Origin of the sequence: Micromonospora sp. WMMD723 (assembly GCF_049863385.1) — a bacterium.
GTDB lineage: Bacteria > Actinomycetota > Actinomycetes > Mycobacteriales > Micromonosporaceae > Micromonospora > Micromonospora wenchangensis.
Map to the genome: position 1 here is coordinate 5,839,599 of NZ_JBMKNR010000001.1, position 15,915 is coordinate 5,855,513.

Here is a 15,915-nt window from a genome sequence, read left to right on the forward strand (position 1 = left end):
ACCGGCTGGTCCGCGTGGTGCCCCGGCACCGGAACATCCGCGTACGGCTATCCGTCATACCACCATGGTGCGTCGGCGACGACGCGGCGGGCGGTGGCGGGGGCGACGCCGGTGGCCCGCGCCACTGTCGGACGGACGGTGCCGTCGCCGGGCGGGCGGGCAGGGGCGATCACCGCGACCGATCGACCCGGGCACGTGGGGTGACCGGACGGCGGGCACAATCGACGCATGTCTCCCCGCCGGTGGCTGCTCGCCGATCAACTCGGGCCGCACTTCCTCGACGACGACCGGCAACCGGTGCTGCTGGTCGAGGTCACCGACCTGTTCCGGCGTCGGCGGCTGCACCGGCAGAGGGCGCACCTGATCCTCAGCGCGCTGCGCCACCGCGCCGCCGAACTCGGCGACCGGGCGGTGCTGCTGCGCACCGCGACGTTCCGGGAGGCCCTGGCGGCCGTCGACGGCCCGGTCGAGGTCTGCCACCCGAGCACCCGGGCGGCCCGGGACTTCGTCCGGTCCGTGCCGGGGCTGACGGTGCTGCCGCCCCGGGGTTTCGTCACCGACCGGGCCGACTTCGCCGACTGGGCGGACCGACCGCGGCGAGGAAGGCTGCGGATGGTCGACTTCTACCGGTACGCCAAACGCCGCCACGGGGTGCTCACCGGCCCCGGCCCGGCCGACGGTGACCGTGGTGCCCCGGCCGGACGCACCCTGGACGTGCCGCCCCCACCGCCGATCGTCGAGGACGACATCGACGCCGGGGTGCGGGCCGACCTGGACCGGTGGGAACGCGACGGGGTGCGGTTCGTCGGCCGGGACGCCCCCCGCTCCCATCCGGCCACCGCCGCCGAGGCCGAGGACCGGCTGGCGCACTTCCTGCGGTACCGGCTGCCCGCGTTCGGCCGCTACGGCGACGTGATGAGCGCCGAGGACCCGGTGCTGGCGCACGGGATGCTCTCCGCCGCGTTCAACCTCGGGCTGCTCGACCCGGCGGCGGCCGTGTCCCGGGCGGAGGCGGCGTGGCGGTCGGGTGACGCCCCGCTGGCCTCGGTGGAGGCGTTCGTCCGGGGGGTGCTCGGCTGGCGGGAGTTCCTCTGGCAGCTCTACTGGTACGTCGACCCGCCCTACCGGGGCACCGGTTGGCTCGCCGCGACCGAACCGCTGCCGCAGTGGTTCGAGGACCTCGACGCCGACGCGGTGGAGGCGCGCTGCCTGGCCGACGTGCTCGCCGGGGTCCGGGACCGGGCCTGGGCACACCACGCCCAGCGGCTGCTGGTGCTCGGCAACCACGCGTTGCAGCGCGGCTGGCGGCCGACCGAACTGGTCGACTGGTTCCAGCGCAGCTTCGTCGACGGCGCCGAATGGGTGATGAACACGACCGTGCTCGGCATGAGCCAGTACGCCGACCTGGCCCGGGTGGACACCCGCCCGTACGCCGTGGACGGCCGGTACATCGACGAGATCAGCGACTACTGCACCGGCTGCCGCTACCAGCCGGACCGGGAACTCGGCGACCTCGCCTGCCCGTACACCGGCGGGTTCGCGGCGTTCCTGCACCGCAACCGGGAGCGGCTGGTGGGCGATCCCCGGCTCGCCGCGGAGCTGGCCGCCCGCGACGACCCGGAGGTGCGGGAGGCGGTGCTGGCGCAGGAGGAGAAGCGGGGCAGCAATCCGCCCTGACCGGCCGTCCTCCCCCGCCGCCACCGTCGCGGCCGGCGGTGGCGGGCGTCGTGCCGGGACCCGGGTCAGGCGACCTCACCGGCGGGGAGTTCCGCCGGCACCGGGGCCGCCACCCGGGCGGTCGGCGCGGACCGTGGTCCCGGACCACCGACGAGCCGGACCCCGGCGGCGACCAGCCGGCCGTGCGATCCGGGCGCGACCCGGGCCAGCAGGTCGGGCAGCTTCGCCGACCAGCCGATCAGCACCCGGCCGCGACGACGTTCGACCCCGCGCAGGATCACCTCGGCGGCCCGGCCGGGCGGGATGGACAGCAGCCTCTCGAACTGCTGCCGCGCCGCGTCGAACTCCTCGCGGGGCACCCCGCTGCCGACCCGGGCGTTGCGGGCGATGCGGGTGGCGATGCCGCCGGGGTGCACCGACGTCACCCCGATGCCGTCGTCGGCCAGCTCGTAGCGCAGCGCCTCGGTGAAGCCCCGCAGGGCGAACTTGCTGGCCGCGTAGGCGGCCTGCCCGGCCGGGGCGATCAGCCCGAACAGGCTGGACACGTTGACCAGGTGCGCGCCGGGTTCGGCCCGCAACGCTGGCAGCAGGGCGTGGGTGAGCTGCACCGGGGCCCGGAAGTTGATGTCGACGACCCAGTGGAACTCGTCCATGGTGACCTGGTCGAACCGGCCGCCGAGGGCCACCCCGGCGTTGTTGACCAGCAGCCGGATCCGGGGATGCCGGGCCATGACCTCCTCGGCCACCCGGGCGGTGGTGCACAGGTCGGCCAGGTCGACCAGGTGGGTGTCGACCCGACGCCCGGGATGCGCGCCGCGGACCGCGGCGGCCACCGCGTCGAGCCGGTCGCCGTCGCGGTCGAGCAGGACCAGGTCGCTGCCGCGGCGGGCCAGCCCGTGGGCGAGGGCCTCACCGATTCCGCTGGCGGCACCGGTGACCACGGCGGTCCCGGCCGTGAAGTCGAAGTTACGCACGCGGCCTCCTTGCTGCGGGAAAGAGACGATAGGACGGTGGGAACGGGCTCAGCCGACCGGGGTGTCGGCGGTCGCCCGGGAGAAACGCACCCCCTCGTCGACGAGCCGACCGTGTTTCATCAGCACGACGTCGCGGGGATAGTTCTGGTACAGCCGCCACGGCGCGCGGGTACCCTGCCGGGGCAGCGCGTCCACGCTGCGCAGCACGTACCCGGACCGCAGGTCGATCAGGGGCGACAGGTCGCCGTCGGGCGGGGCGACCGGGGTGACGACCTGCTGGCCGGTGGCGGCCAGGTGACGCAGCAGCCGGCACACGTAGGTGGCGACCAGGTCGGCCTTCAACGTCCACGAGGCGTTGGTGTAGCCGATGGTCAACGCGAAGTTCGGCACCCCGGAGAGCATCATCCCCTTGTACGCCACCGTAGCGCCGAGGTCGACGTCGACGCCGTCGACGGTGAGGGTCATCCCGCCGAGGGCGAGCAGTTGCAGCCCGGTGGCGGTGACCACGATGTCGGCGGGCAGTTCCACCCCGGAGCCGAGCCGGACGCCGCCCGGGGTGAACGCGGCGACGGTGTCGGTGACCACCGAGGCGCGGCCGGTGGACAGGGCGTCGAACAGGTCACCGTCGGGTGCCACGCACAGCCGCTGGTCCCACGGGTCGTAGCGGGGCGAGAAGTGCCGGTCCACGTCGTACCCGGCGGGCAGCCGGCCCTTCGCGGCCCGCCGCAGGAACGCCCGCACCGTTCGGGGCGCCCGCCGGGCGAGCTGGTAGTTGACGGTGCCGAACAGCACGTTCTTGGCGCGGACCAGGCGGTGGGCGGCGCGGGCGGGCAGCCGGCGGCGCAGCACGTCGGCCAACCGGTCCCGGGCCGGCAACGCGATCACGTACGTGGGGGAACGCTGGAGCATGGTGACGTGCCCGGCCCGCCGCGCCAGCGCCGGCACCAGGGTCACCGCGGTGGCCCCGCTGCCGATCACCACCACCCGCCGGCCGGTGTGGTCGAGGTCGTCGGGCCAGTGCTGCGGGTGCACCAGCCGACCCGTGTACCGCCCGACGTCGGGGAAGTCGGGGGTGTAGCCGGCGTCGTACCGGTAGTAGCCGGTGCAGGAGAAGAGGAAACCGCAGGTCAGAACGATGTCCTCGGCGGTGTCGTCGCGGTGCACGTGGACCGTCCAGCGGGCGGTGCTGCTGTCCCACTCGGCGCGGCGCACCCGGTGGCGGAACCGGATGTGCTCCTCGACGCCGTACTCCCTGGCGGTTTCCCGCACGTAGCGCAGGATGGTGTCGCCGTCGGCGATGGCCTGCGGCGCGGTCCACGGGCGGAACGCGTAGCCGAGGGTGAACATGTCCGAGTCGGAGCGGATGCCGGGGTAGCGGAACAGGTCCCAGGTGCCGCCGATCGCGTCCCGCGCCTCGACCACCGCGTACGTCGTGTCGGGGCAGGTGCGCCGCAGGTGGCAGGCGGCACCGACACCGGACAACCCCGCGCCGACGATGAGCACGTCGACGTGGTCGGTGGGCATCGCATCTCCCTGGTCCGAGGCGGTCACCGGACCCTATCCCACCCTCCCGGGGCGGCGGGTGCCGCCGACCCTCCCGTCCATCCGGACCGCCCGGCCGTACCCGCCGCCCCGGTCGGCGGGCGGGACCCTCCCGATCGGCGGGCCGGGGCCCGGCGGACAATGGCCGGGGGCGGACCGCCCCGGACGCGGGACCGGCACCTGAGACGACCAGCGGACGAGGGAGACGACGGACAGCATGGCCGACACCACCGGGCTGCGGGCCGACTGCGCCCGCTGTGTCGGGTTGTGCTGCGTCGCACCGGCGTTCGCCGCCTCCGCCGACTTCGCCCGGGACAAGCCCGCCGGCCGCCCCTGCCACCACCTGCGCGTCGACTCCCGCTGCGGCATCCACGACGAGCTGCGCGAGGCCGGCTACCCCGGCTGCGTCGTGTTCGACTGCTTCGGCGCCGGCCAGCGCGTCAGCCAGGTCACCTTCGCCGGCCGGGACTGGCGCACCGACCCGGCCACCGCCGCCGGCATGTTCGCCGCGTTCACCGTCACCCGGCCCCTGCACGAGCTGCTCTGGTATCTCACCGAGGCGCTCACCCTCACCCCCGCCGGCCCGCTGCACGACGAGTTGCGCGCCGCCCGCGACGCCACCGACACGCTGGCCGGCGGCACGCCGCAGGAGCTTTCCACCGTCGACGTGGACGCCCACCGCGACCGGGTGAACCCGCTGCTCGCGGCGGCCAGCGACGCCGCCCGCGCCGGCACCGGCGGGGCCGACCGACGGGGCGCGCTGCTGCTCGGCGCGGACCTGCGGGGCGCGGACCTGCGCGGGGCGAACCTGCGCGGCGCCCGGCTGCTCGGCGCGGACCTGCGCTCAGCCGACCTGCGCCGGGCCGACGTCACCGGGGCCGACCTGCGCGGCGCGGACCTGCGTGGGGCCGACCTGTCCGACACCCTGTTCCTGCACCAGTCCCAGCTCGAGGCGGCCCGGGGCGACCGGCACACCACCCTGCCCGCACGGCTGCGCCGCCCCGCGCACTGGACCACGGTGGTGCCGCCCACCCCGGCCCGCCGCCCGCGCCGCCCCCGCCGCTGACAGCTCCGCCGCCCGACGGCGACCGGCGTGGCCGCGCCCCGGCGGGTGGGTTTGCCGGGCGGTAGGGCGGGCAGGTAGGTCGGCATGACGGAACAACCACGCACCGACCGGGCCGACACCGACGAGCCGAACGGCGTGCCGGCGTACGAGGCGTCGCTGCGCCCGCCCGGCGAGTCGCTGGGCGACGGCGGGGACACCGGCGACGACTTCGCCGACCTGCCCGCCGAGGAGCACCGGTCGGCCCGGGAGACCAGCCGCGCCGGCTACGACGTGGCCGCCGTCTCCGGCGCGGGCGACCCCGCCGAGGAGGATGCCGCCCACCCGCCCACCGAGTAGCGCGCCACCGGTCGGCCCCGACGCGGTCGCGGGGGGCGCGGTGCGCGTCGGCGCACGGGGACCCGTGCTCAGCGGGAGACGCCCACCGCCGCCCGCGCCTGCGCCATCCCCCGGTTGGCCAGCGCGTCGGCGCGCTCGTTCTCCGGGTGACCGTTGTGTCCCTTCACCCAGTGCCAGCTCACCTCGTGCCGGGTGCAGGCCGCCTCCAGCCGCTGCCACAGGTCGGCGTTCTTCACCGGCTGCTTCCCCGCGGTACGCCACCCGTTGCGCTTCCACGACGCCAGCCAGCTGGTGATGCCGTTGCGCACGTACGTGCTGTCGGTGTGCAGCCGCACCGTGGCCGGCCGGGTCAGCGCCTCCAACGCCTCGATCGCCGCGGTCAGCTCCATGCGGTTGTTGGTGGTCGGGGTGGCCTCGCCACCGCACAGCTCCCGCTCGTGCCCGCCGTAGCGCAGCAGCACACCCCAACCCCCCGGCCCCGGGTTGCCACTGCACGCCCCGTCGGTCCAGATCTCCACGACCCCGTCCACCATGCCGCCGAACCTACCGGCACCCCACCGGGCCCCCGCCGCAGGGACACGGACGCGCCCTGCCACCGGCCGGAAAACCGGCGGCGGCCCCGGGCCGGCTCTGGCAGAGTCGGCGACCGTGACCAACGACGGGGACGCCCTACGGGCCGAGGTACGCCGGACCATCCACACGCTCGTCGACTCCGGCCGGGAGGCAGGCGTGCAGGTGGCGGCCTACCGGCACGGCCGGCTGATCGTCGACGAGACCGCCGGGACCGCCGACACCACCACCGGCCGGCCGCTGACCGCCGACACCCCGATCTTCAGCGTCTCCACCGGCAAGGGTCTGACCAGCAGCGTCGTGCACGTCCTCGCCGAAGCGGGCCGGCTCGACTACGAACTGCGCGTCGCCGACGCCTGGCCGGAGTTCGCCCGGCACGGCAAGCACACCGTTACCCTGCGGCACGTGCTCACCCACACCGCCGGGGTGCCCGCCCTGCCCGCCGACGTCACCCCCGCCGACTTCACCGACTGGGACCGGATGTGCGCCCTCGTCGCCGACGCGGTGCCCCGCTGGGCGCCCGGCGAACAGATCGCCTACCACGCCTGGACGTACGGCTGGCTGGTCGGCGAGGTGGTCCGCCGGGTCACCGGCCGGACGGTCTCCACCGTGCTCGCCGAGGACGTGGCCGCCCCGCTCGGCGTCACCGGGGAACTGTTCCTCGGGGTGCCCGACACCGACCTGCCCCGGCTGGCCACCCTGGAGGACAACGGCCTGGCCGACCTGATGGCCTTCGCCTCGGCCAACCTGCCGCACTTCGACGCCGTCGCCCCACCGGCCGTCCGCCCCGACGCCACCATCGGCAGCCGACCCGACGTGCTGCGCGCCGACGTGCCCGCCGTGGGCACCCTCACCGCCCGCGCCGCCGCCCGGCTCTACGCCGCGCTCATCGGCGACGTCGACGGGGTACGCCTCATCTCCGCCGACCGGCTGCGCCAGGTCAGCGCGGTGGCCGTCCGGGGCGTCGAATGGGTGTTCGGGCAGGAGACGGCGTTCGGCCTCGGCTACACGGTCGACGACGACGGCTCGTTCGGCACCTCCGGCAGCGGCGGCAGCCTCGCCTACGCGTACCCGGAGCTGGGCCTGTCCGTGGCGGCGACCCGCAACCGGCTCGGCGCGAACGACGGCGACCCGATGGAGGGCCTGCGGACGCTGGTCCGCGACACGGTCCGCGCCGCCCGCTGACCGACGCCCCCGCTCAGCGTCGGGTCAGCCGGGCCCGCAGCCGGCCCACCGCGTCACCGACCACCGCCGAGGTCATCGGCAGCAGCGGACTCGACCGCATCAGGGCCACGTCCTCCGCCGGGCTCGTCGCCCCGTCGAGGAACCGCAGCACCCGCGACGCCGGGTTCCGGTCGAACAGCCGGTCGAAGAACTCCGGCCCGCCCACCGCCCCGGAGTCCCACGCCCGCAACGCCACCGCGTCCATCCACCGGTGCCGCCCCGGGTACGCCGGCCGGGGCACCGGCGCACGGCCGGCGGCGAGCGCCGCGGCGACCTGCCCGGCCTGGCGGTGCATCGCCGAGAAGGTGAACCCGGTCGACGGGCGGGTCGCCCCACCGGCGGTGCCCAGGCGCACCACCCGGGGCGACGGGCGGCCGTCGAACGGGGCGTCGGTCATCGGGATCACCCCGTCCTCCACCTCCCGCACCGTCAACGCCGCCAGGTCCAGCCCGAGCAGCCCCGCGTAGCCGCGCAGGCCCGCGTCGTAGCCCGCGTCGGTGAGCACCGCCGGGGAGAACTCGGTGTACTCGACCAGGGCGTACCGGTCGCTGACCGGCAGCACGTAACCGAACGACACCCCCCGGGCCGGCTGCGGGGTGCGGAAGTCCATCAGCACCGCCCGCCCCGGATCGAACACCGGCGTCGACGACTCCAACCACCAGCCCCGGAAGTGCTGCAACCAGGCCGTCCGGCCGGGCCGGCGGGGCGGACGGGGACGCGAGTCGAGCACCCACCCGGCGCGCAGCACCGCCCGCCCGTCGGTGTCACGCACCGTCACCGCCGTGCCGTCGTCGTCGAGCGCCCCCACCGCCACGTCGTGGCGGGTCGCGCCGAGCCGCCGTTCCGCCTCGGCAGCCCGCTCGTAGAGCGGCGCGGACCGCAGCATCGCGTACCGCAGCGGGGTCAGCTCCAGCACCCGGGTCGCCGCCGCGGTGGTCACCTCCACCCGCGACCAGCTGGCGCTGAGCATCGGCTCCAGATCACCGCCGGGGATGCCCCAGAACGCCCAGGTGCGGTCCTGGCCGCGCTTGCGTACCGGGTCCACCACGGCGACCCGCAGCCCCGGCAGCTCGTGCCGGGCCAACGCGGCGAGCACCAGCGAACCGGCCCCGCCACCACCGACGACGGCCAGGTCGACCTCCCGCACACCCACCAGGTCACGCTGTCACACCCCGGCCGGGCCGCAGGCACGGACCCCACCCACCACGCGCCACCCGCATCCCGGCCCGCGACCGCCCCACCGTGCCGCCGACCGTGCACCGTGGCGCCGGAGCGGCGGCCGGGTAGCGTCCCGCCCCATGACCCCGTCCGCCAACACCCTCACCGCCCGCTGGGCGTCCCGACTGGACGACCGCCAGACCGCCCTGTCCGGCTTCGGGGTGTACCCGCTGCTCGCCCAGCTCGCCCGGTTCGCCACCGGCCCGGCCCGCGACGAACTGCACGCCGTCGCCCCCACCCCGGTCACCCCGGTCGACTCCCCCACCACCCGCCTCGCGGCCGGCTTCTGGTCCCGCGCCGGGCTGCCCCTGGGCCGCCGCTGGCTGACCGAGATGGACGCCGCGACCCGGGGCGAGCTGACCGGCGACCCGAGCGTCGACCAGCCGCGACTCGACCGGTGGGCACACGACCACACCGACGGCCTGATCACCCGGATGCCCGTCCCGGTGGGGCCCGGCACCGCGCTGGTGCTGGCCACCGCGCTGAGCGTGCTCGTCGACTGGGCCACCCCGTTCCACCCCGCCCCCTACCGGCCGACGACCGGGCCGTGGCAGGGCCGCACCCTGGCCGGACTGCACTCCGGCGGCGGCGACCCGACGGCGCTGCGGGTCGCCGACACCGCCGCCGGCCCGGTCAGCCTGCTCACCGTCCCCGGGGATGCCGACGTCGACGTGCTGCTCGCCCTCGGCCCGGACGGGCAACCCGCCGCCCGGGTGCTCCCGGCCGCGATCGGGGCGCTCGACCACCCGGCGACCCTGCCCGCACCGGCCGGGCCCGGCGTCACCGAGGACACCGTCGACGGGTACGACGACCGGCCGGAGCTGCTGGTACGTACCGTCGGGTTCACCGTGACCGGCGAGCACGACCTGCTCGACCACGCCGACCTGTTCGGCCTCGCCACCGCCGCCCGCGACGGGGACCACTTCCCCGACATCAGCCCCCGCCTGTCGGTCTCCGACGCCCGGCAGAGCGCCCGCGCCGAGTTCACCGCCACCGGCCTACGGGCCGCCGCCGTCACCGCTCTGGCCATGCGGGCCGGCGGCGCGGCCCCCCGCGCCACCGCCCGGCGGCGCCGGGTACGCCTCGACGTCGACCGGCCGTTCGGCTTCCTCGCCGTGCACCGCCCCACCGGCCTGGTGCTGGTCGCCGGCTGGGTGACCGACCCGACGCCGGCCTGACACCGGGCCCGCAGCGACCGGCGCGTAGGTTCGGTGGGGAACGGACCACCGGCGGCGACGATCGGGGAACCAGCATGACGGACGGCACGCGGCACCCCCTGCGGGTCGGGCTGCTCGGCTACGGCGTCGCCGGCCGGGTGTTCCACGCCCCGCTGATCGCCGCCACCGGCGGGCTACGGCTGGCCGCCGTCGTCACCGCCGGCCCGCAGCGCCGGCAGCAGGTCGCCGACGAGCACCCCGACGCCCGGGTCGTCGACGACGCCGGGGAGTTGTGGGCCGACCCGGACGCCCTCGACCTGGTGGTGGTGGCCACCCCGAACAGCTCCCACGTCACCCACGCCCGGGCGGCGCTCGCCGCCGGGCTGCCGGTGGTGGTGGACAAGCCGCTCGCCGCCACCAGCGCCGACGCCCGCGCGCTGGCCGACGAGGCGGACCGCCGGGGCGTCGCGCTGACCGTGTTCCAGAACCGCCGGTGGGACGGTGACTTCCGCACCGTACGACGGCTGGTCGAGGACGGCGCGCTCGGCCGGGTGACCCGGTTCGAGTCCCGCTTCGAACGCTGGCGGCCGCAGATCAGGGCCGGCTGGCGGGAGGGCGGCAGCCCCGCCGACGCCGGTGGGGTCCTCTACGACCTCGGCGCGCACCTCGTCGACCAGGCCGTGCAGCTGTTCGGGCCGGTCGACACCGTCTACGCCGAGGTGGACCGGCGTCGCCCCGGCGCGCAGGTCGACGACGACGCGTTCGTGGCGCTCACCCACGTCGGCGGGGTCCGCTCCCACCTGTGGATGAGCGCGGTCACCGCCCAGCTCGGCCCCCGGCTCCGGGTCCTCGGCGACCGCGCCGGATACACCTGCCACGGCCTCGACGGGCAGGAGGACGCACTGCGTCGCGGCGGCCGGCCCGACGCACCCGGCTGGGGCGAGGTCACCCCCGACCGGTACGGCCTGCTCGGCGCGGGCGACGACCTCCGCCCGGTGCCCACACAACCGGGCCGCTACCAGGACTTCTACGCCCAGGTCGAGGCGGCGTTACGCGGCGACGGACCGCTGCCGGTGGACCCCCGGGACGCGGTACGCACGGTGGAACTGATCGAGCTGGCACACCGCAGCGCCGCCGAGCGGACCGTGCTCACCGTCCCCGCCTGACGGCGCGGGTGGGCTCCCCGCCCGCCTCACCCCGTGACCGCACCGGGCGCGGCGGCCGGTCGGGACGGCGTGCCGGCGTAGGCGGCGGCCACGGCGGCACGGTCGAACACCCGCCAGGTTCCCACCGCGACGACGAGGGCCACCACGAACCCCGCCCAGTAGGGCGTGGTCAGCCCGAACCTGCCGGCCACCACCCCGCCGAGCAGCGCGCCCGCGCAGTTGCCGCCGGCCGCGATGAACAGCGTCGTCGCCCCGACCCGGCCACGCAGCTCCGACGGGGTCAGCCGCTGCCGCAGCGAATGGAACACGATCCCCCACAGGGCACCGTGCACCCCGAACGCGAACAGCGCGAACCCGACGAGCCAGGCGCTGGTCGAAGCGGCCAACGCCAGGTGCAGCCCCGCCTCCACCAGCAATCCCACCCGCACCGTCCAGGTCGCGCCGACCCGGGCGATGAGCCGGTCACCGACCACCGCGCCGAGCAGCCCCCCGGCCGACATGCTGGTGAACAGCAGCCCGTAGCCGACGGAGTCCAGGCCGAGACGTTCGGTCGCCAACAGCACCAGCACCGCCATCGCGGCCGTCAGGGTGAGGTTGAGCAGCCCGATCAGCACGGCCATCGCGCGCAGCAGTCGCTGGCCGATCAGGAACCGGAAGCCCGCGCCGATCTCCGCCCGCATCGACCGGGTGCCCACCGGGACGGCGTCCCCACCGCCCCGGAACGAGCCGCCGATCAGCGCGACGAGCACCGCGCTGAGGGCGTACGTACCGGCGTTGGCGAGGAACGGGAGGCTCTCGGCGAGGACGAACAGGAACCCGCCGAGCGGGCCCGCCAGCATCCCCTGAGCCAGGGTGGTGCCGCCGCCGAGCCAGCCGTTGGCCCGTTCCAGCCGGGCCGTGGGCACGATCGTCGGCAACATCGCCTGGCTGGCCGACCGGAACACGATCTCACCGGTGTTCACCACGAACAGCACGGCGTACAGCAGCGGTATCCCGGCCCGGCCGGCCAGCATCGCCACACCCAGCGACACCAGTGCGACCACCCGCACCCAGTCGATGACCACCATCAACCGCCGCCGGTCCAGCCGGTCGACCAGCACCCCGCCGGGCAGCGCGAACAGCAGCCAGGGCAGCCACGACGCACCGGCGGCGGCGGCGACCACCAGCGGATCGTCGCTGCGGGCCGCCGCGTACAGCGGGGCCGCCACCGTGGCCATACCGCTGCCCAGCGCCGACAGCGTGCTCGCCGCCCAGAGCCGGCCGAACCGGGCGTCCAGTCCCTCCCCCGTCACGGGCCGGCAACCTACCAGGCAGCACTGACACCCACCGCCGGTCACCGGGCCCGTGACCCGCCGCCGAATTGCCGTTGAGCCGATCTGGCGCATCTGCCACCGTCAGCCGGTGACCGACGACGACGAGCCGGGCCGGCAGACGCCCGGCACCGACTACCGCACCCTCAACCGGGCCAGCTGGGACGACCGGGCCGCCGCCCACGCCGCCTCCCCGGACTACGCCGTGCAGCGGTTCGCCGCCGACCCGGGCTACCTCAGCGAGGTGGTCCGGTTCGACCTGCCCCGCCTCGGTGACGTGGCCGGGCTGCGCGGTGTGCACCTGCAGTGCCACATCGGCACCGACACCGTGTCGTTGCACCGGCTCGGCGCGCGGATGACCGGCCTGGACTTCTCCGGCGCGTCGCTGGCCCAGGCCCGGTCGCTGGCCGACCGCACCGACGCGGCCGTCGACTTCGTCCGGGCCGACGTGTACGACGCGCCCGACGTGCTCGGCGTCGGCGGTTTCGACCTGGTCTACACCGGCGTCGGCGCGTTGTGCTGGCTGCCGGACATCCGCCGCTGGGCGGGCGTGGTCGCCGCCCTGCTCCGTCCGGGCGGGCGGCTGTTCCTGCGTGAGGGGCACCCGATGCTGTGGGCCCTGGACGAGACCCGCCCGGACGGCGTGCTGGCCGTCGAGCACCCGTACTTCGAGCGCGCCGAACCGCTGGTGTGGGACGAGGGCGGCACCTACGTGAGCACCGAGGCCACCTTCACCCACAACACCACCCACGAGTGGAACCACGGCCTCGGGGAGGTGGTCACCGCCCTGCTCGACGCCGGGTTGGAGCTGACAATGCTGCACGAGCACGACAGCGCCCCCTGGGACGCGCTGCCGGGGCGGCAGACCCGCGACGAGCACGGCGAGTGGCGGCTGACCGAACGCCCGTGGCGGCTCCCCCAGACGTACACCCTCCAGGCCCGTCGACGCTGATCCCGGTTCCGGCGGGTCCGTCGCGTTTCGGGGCGGGCCCGTGGGTGGGACGGTCACCACCCCTAGGGCATCCTAGGAGGCTGGGTTGTGGGGTCGGCGCGGGGTGTCCGCAGTGTCCGGGCATTCCCGCAGCTCGGCGGCGGACGGGAAAACACGTGACGGCAACGAAGATTTCTCATTTACCTCGGTAGGAGGGCCCATCCCTCCTAGTGTTGGGCACACCGGTGCTAGTTACGGAGTTGGCCACCCGAACGACGTCCCACGCAGACAGCGGACGAAAAGTGAGGGAAGACGCGTATGAAGGCACAGAAGGTTCTCGTATCGACGGCGCTCGGCGTGGGACTCGGCACGCTCCTGCTCCCGACCGCCGCACTCGCGGACACCACGGTGTCACCGGCCACCACACCGGTCGGCGGGACGGTCGTGCTCACCGCGACGACCTGCAACCCGAAGGCGGGCGACGTGCTCTTCCACGTCACCGGCCCGGACCGGGACCAGAACGTCCGTTCCACCACCGCCGCGGCGGGCGGTGGGCTCAGCGCCGAACTCTTCACCGCCGGATTCACCCTGGGCAGCTACACCGTGGCCGCCACCTGCGGCGACGGCAGCTCCGCCGGCAGCGCCACCTTCACCGTCACGCCGATCGGCGCGGCACCCGCCGGGGCCGGCGGCGGCACCGGCAACACCGGCCTGCTGGCCGCCGGAGGCGCCCTCGCCGGTGCCGCCGCGCTCGGCACCACCGTGCTGCTGCGCCGCCGACGCCGGGCGGCGGCGGGCACCGTCGCCTGACGACACGACAGGCGTCGGTCGACGACGCGCCACACCATCCCTGGGGACGGGTGCCCGCACCGAACCGGTACGGGCACCCCGACCACATCGGACGTCGGGGAGGACGGGCGATGGGCGTACGCGAGTGGGCGGGCCGGACCCGCGCCGCCGTCACCGCGGTCACGGTCAGCGGCACCGCCGGGATCGCGCTGATCGCCGCCGGGCTGACCCTCGGACCGGTCGGCCCACCTCAGCCGAGCATCGACGTCAGCGGCGGCAACACCAGCCGCTCCCCGATCCCGGCCCTGCCCCGCTCCACCCCGGTGCGCATCGACATCCCCGCCATCGGCGTGCACGCCGAGCTGGTGCCCGTGGCCGGCGACCCGAACGGCACCCTGGAGGTGCCGCCGCTGGACCGGCCCACCGTCGCCGGCTGGTACCGGCCCGGGGCCAGCCCCGGCGAGGCGGGCAACGCCGTCGTCGTCGGGCACGTCGACACCCGCGACGGGCCGGCGGTCTTCTTCGACCTGGGGCGGCTGCGCCCCGGGGACACCGTCCGGGTTACCCGCGCCGACGGACGGGTGGTGCGGTTCGCGGTCGACGGCGTCGGGGCGTACCCGAAGCGGAACTTCCCCACCGCGCTGGTCTACGGGCCGGGCGGACCGGGACCGACGCTGCGCCTGGTCACCTGCGGCGGACGGTTCGACGAACGGTCCCGCGACTACTCCGACAACGTCGTCGTACGGGCCACCGCCGTCGGCTGACCCGCCCCGCCCGGCGTCGCGCCGCCCTACTACGGTGGGCCGGCGGACGGGCGGCGAGGCGGAGGTACCCGGTGGAGCGGCGAGCGCTGACGACCCTGCTCGGACCCCGGCTCGGCACCCTGGTCGGCCGGCTGCGCCGACGTCCCGGGGACACCCCCGACCGGCCGGCCCGACGCTCCAACCCGGACGCCGTGGTCGACTGCGCGGTCTACGTCAACGGCCGCCGGGAGGCCGGCCGGCCGCACTACGCCGACGCGTACGCGCGCTCCCGACGCGGCCGCAACGCCTTCGTCTGGCTGGGCCTGCACGACCCGGGCGCGGCCGTGCTCGCCGCCGTCGGGCAGGTGTTCGGCCTCGACGAGCTGACCGTGGCGCAGGCGCTCGCCGACGGGCACCGCCCCACCGTGCAGCGGCACGGCCCGGTCACCCTGCTGGTGCTGCGCACCGCCGCCTACGTCGCCCAGGGCGAGCTGACCGCGACCTCCGACGTGGTGGACACCGGCGACGTGATGGTGCTGCTGGGCGACCGGTTCGTGGTCACCGTCCGGCACGGCGCTTCCGGCGCCCTCGCGCCGGTCCGCCGCGAGATCGAGGGCCGCCCGTCGCTGCTCGCCGAGGGCCCGTGGGCGGTGGCGTACGCGGTGACCGCCCGCATGGTCGACCTCTACCTCGAGGTCGCCGCCCACCTCGAACGGGACCTGGAACGCGTCGAGGAGACCGTCTTCGCCCCCGAGCACGCCGCCGACATCCAGCAGATCTACCAGCTCAAACGGGAGCTGGTCGAGTTCAAGCGGGCGGTCCTGCCGCTCCAGGAGCCGCTGCGTGCCCTGGTGGCCGGCCCCGACGGCGGCCTGCCGGCGGGGCTGCGCCGCTGGTACGTCGACGTGGAGGGCCGGCTCACCCGGGCGGTCGACCGGATCACCGCCTACGACGAACTGCTCAACTCGCTCCTGCAGTCCCGGCTGGCCCAGCTCGCCGTCGACCAGAACAACGACATGCGCAAGATCGCGGCGTGGGCGGCGATCGCCGCCACCCAGACGGCGGTCGCCGGGGTCTACGGGATGAACTTCGCCCGGATGCCCGAACTGTCCTGGCGGTACGGCTACCCGGCCGCGCTGGCGCTGATGGCGACCGCGGCGTTCACCCTGCACCGGCTCTTCCGCCGCTCCGGCTGGCTCTGACCCCACCGCC

The 15,915-nt window shown here is 75.6% G+C and carries 15 protein-coding genes; 10 read left to right on the forward strand and 5 right to left on the reverse strand.

Features of this window, described 5'->3' with window-relative positions:
• Positions 1 to 228: 228 nt before the first annotated feature.
• A complete protein-coding gene (locus ACN261_RS25355) occupies positions 229 to 1,677 on the forward strand; it encodes a cryptochrome/photolyase family protein (RefSeq protein ID WP_425852499.1) in 1,449 nt (482 codons plus the stop codon).
• A gap of 65 nt (positions 1,678 to 1,742) precedes the next feature.
• Here ACN261_RS25355 and ACN261_RS25360 read toward each other — a convergent pair whose 3' ends face one another.
• Both ACN261_RS25360 and ACN261_RS25365 read right to left on the reverse strand, forming a co-directional pair.
• Entirely contained in the window at positions 1,743 to 2,651 is a 909-nt protein-coding gene (locus ACN261_RS25360; RefSeq protein WP_425852501.1) for an SDR family NAD(P)-dependent oxidoreductase, read from the reverse strand.
• Between the two features lie 48 nt (positions 2,652 to 2,699).
• Complete coding sequence (locus tag ACN261_RS25365) at positions 2,700 to 4,175, reverse strand: flavin-containing monooxygenase (protein WP_425852503.1); 1,476 nt, start codon at positions 4,173 to 4,175, stop codon at positions 2,700 to 2,702.
• A 235-nt stretch (positions 4,176 to 4,410) separates the two neighbouring features.
• On the opposite strand from ACN261_RS25365, the gene ACN261_RS25370 reads away from it, so the two are divergent.
• Entirely contained in the window at positions 4,411 to 5,259 is an 849-nt protein-coding gene (locus tag ACN261_RS25370) for a pentapeptide repeat-containing protein (RefSeq protein ID WP_425852505.1), read from the forward strand.
• 84 nt (positions 5,260 to 5,343) lie between these two features.
• Complete coding sequence (locus ACN261_RS25375; RefSeq protein WP_425852506.1) at positions 5,344 to 5,595, forward strand: hypothetical protein; 252 nt, start codon at positions 5,344 to 5,346, stop codon at positions 5,593 to 5,595.
• A 68-nt stretch (positions 5,596 to 5,663) separates the two neighbouring features.
• Here ACN261_RS25375 and rnhA read toward each other — a convergent pair whose 3' ends face one another.
• Positions 5,664 to 6,128 carry a ribonuclease HI gene (gene rnhA / locus ACN261_RS25380; RefSeq protein ID WP_377682251.1) on the reverse strand — a complete coding sequence of 155 codons (465 nt, stop codon included), beginning with the start codon at positions 6,126 to 6,128 and terminating at the stop codon, positions 5,664 to 5,666.
• 115 nt (positions 6,129 to 6,243) lie between these two features.
• Here rnhA and ACN261_RS25385 point away from each other — a divergent pair, with 115 nt between their 5' ends.
• On the forward strand, positions 6,244 to 7,350 hold the full coding sequence (locus tag ACN261_RS25385) for a serine hydrolase domain-containing protein (RefSeq protein WP_425852509.1): 1,107 nt from the start codon (positions 6,244 to 6,246) through the stop codon (positions 7,348 to 7,350).
• A gap of 13 nt (positions 7,351 to 7,363) precedes the next feature.
• Here ACN261_RS25385 and ACN261_RS25390 read toward each other — a convergent pair whose 3' ends face one another.
• Complete coding sequence (locus ACN261_RS25390; RefSeq protein WP_425852511.1) at positions 7,364 to 8,542, reverse strand: lycopene cyclase family protein; 1,179 nt, start codon at positions 8,540 to 8,542, stop codon at positions 7,364 to 7,366.
• Between the two features lie 145 nt (positions 8,543 to 8,687).
• Here ACN261_RS25390 and ACN261_RS25395 point away from each other — a divergent pair, with 145 nt between their 5' ends.
• Positions 8,688 to 9,785, forward strand: a complete 1,098-nt coding sequence (locus tag ACN261_RS25395; RefSeq protein ID WP_425852513.1) for a serpin family protein — start codon at positions 8,688 to 8,690, stop codon at positions 9,783 to 9,785.
• 74 nt (positions 9,786 to 9,859) lie between these two features.
• Positions 9,860 to 10,930, forward strand: a complete 1,071-nt coding sequence (locus tag ACN261_RS25400; RefSeq protein ID WP_425852515.1) for a Gfo/Idh/MocA family oxidoreductase — start codon at positions 9,860 to 9,862, stop codon at positions 10,928 to 10,930.
• Between the two features lie 26 nt (positions 10,931 to 10,956).
• Here the strand turns inward: ACN261_RS25400 and ACN261_RS25405 are convergent, their stop codons facing one another.
• Positions 10,957 to 12,222, reverse strand: a complete 1,266-nt coding sequence (locus ACN261_RS25405) for an MFS transporter (RefSeq protein ID WP_425852516.1) — start codon at positions 12,220 to 12,222, stop codon at positions 10,957 to 10,959.
• Positions 12,223 to 12,331: 109 nt separating this feature from the next.
• Here ACN261_RS25405 and ACN261_RS25410 point away from each other — a divergent pair, with 109 nt between their 5' ends.
• From ACN261_RS25410 to ACN261_RS25425, 4 genes are all read left to right on the forward strand, one after another.
• Positions 12,332 to 13,192: a class I SAM-dependent methyltransferase gene (locus ACN261_RS25410; RefSeq protein WP_357927738.1), complete on the forward strand. Its 861-nt coding sequence runs from the start codon at positions 12,332 to 12,334 to the stop codon at positions 13,190 to 13,192.
• Positions 13,193 to 13,489: 297 nt separating this feature from the next.
• Positions 13,490 to 13,981 carry a hypothetical protein gene (locus tag ACN261_RS25415; protein WP_357927740.1) on the forward strand — a complete coding sequence of 164 codons (492 nt, stop codon included), beginning with the start codon at positions 13,490 to 13,492 and terminating at the stop codon, positions 13,979 to 13,981.
• A 110-nt stretch (positions 13,982 to 14,091) separates the two neighbouring features.
• Complete coding sequence (locus ACN261_RS25420; RefSeq protein ID WP_357927742.1) at positions 14,092 to 14,724, forward strand: class F sortase; 633 nt, start codon at positions 14,092 to 14,094, stop codon at positions 14,722 to 14,724.
• A gap of 71 nt (positions 14,725 to 14,795) precedes the next feature.
• Entirely contained in the window at positions 14,796 to 15,905 is a 1,110-nt protein-coding gene (locus ACN261_RS25425; protein WP_307826445.1) for a magnesium and cobalt transport protein CorA, read from the forward strand.
• Positions 15,906 to 15,915 lie beyond the last annotated feature (10 nt).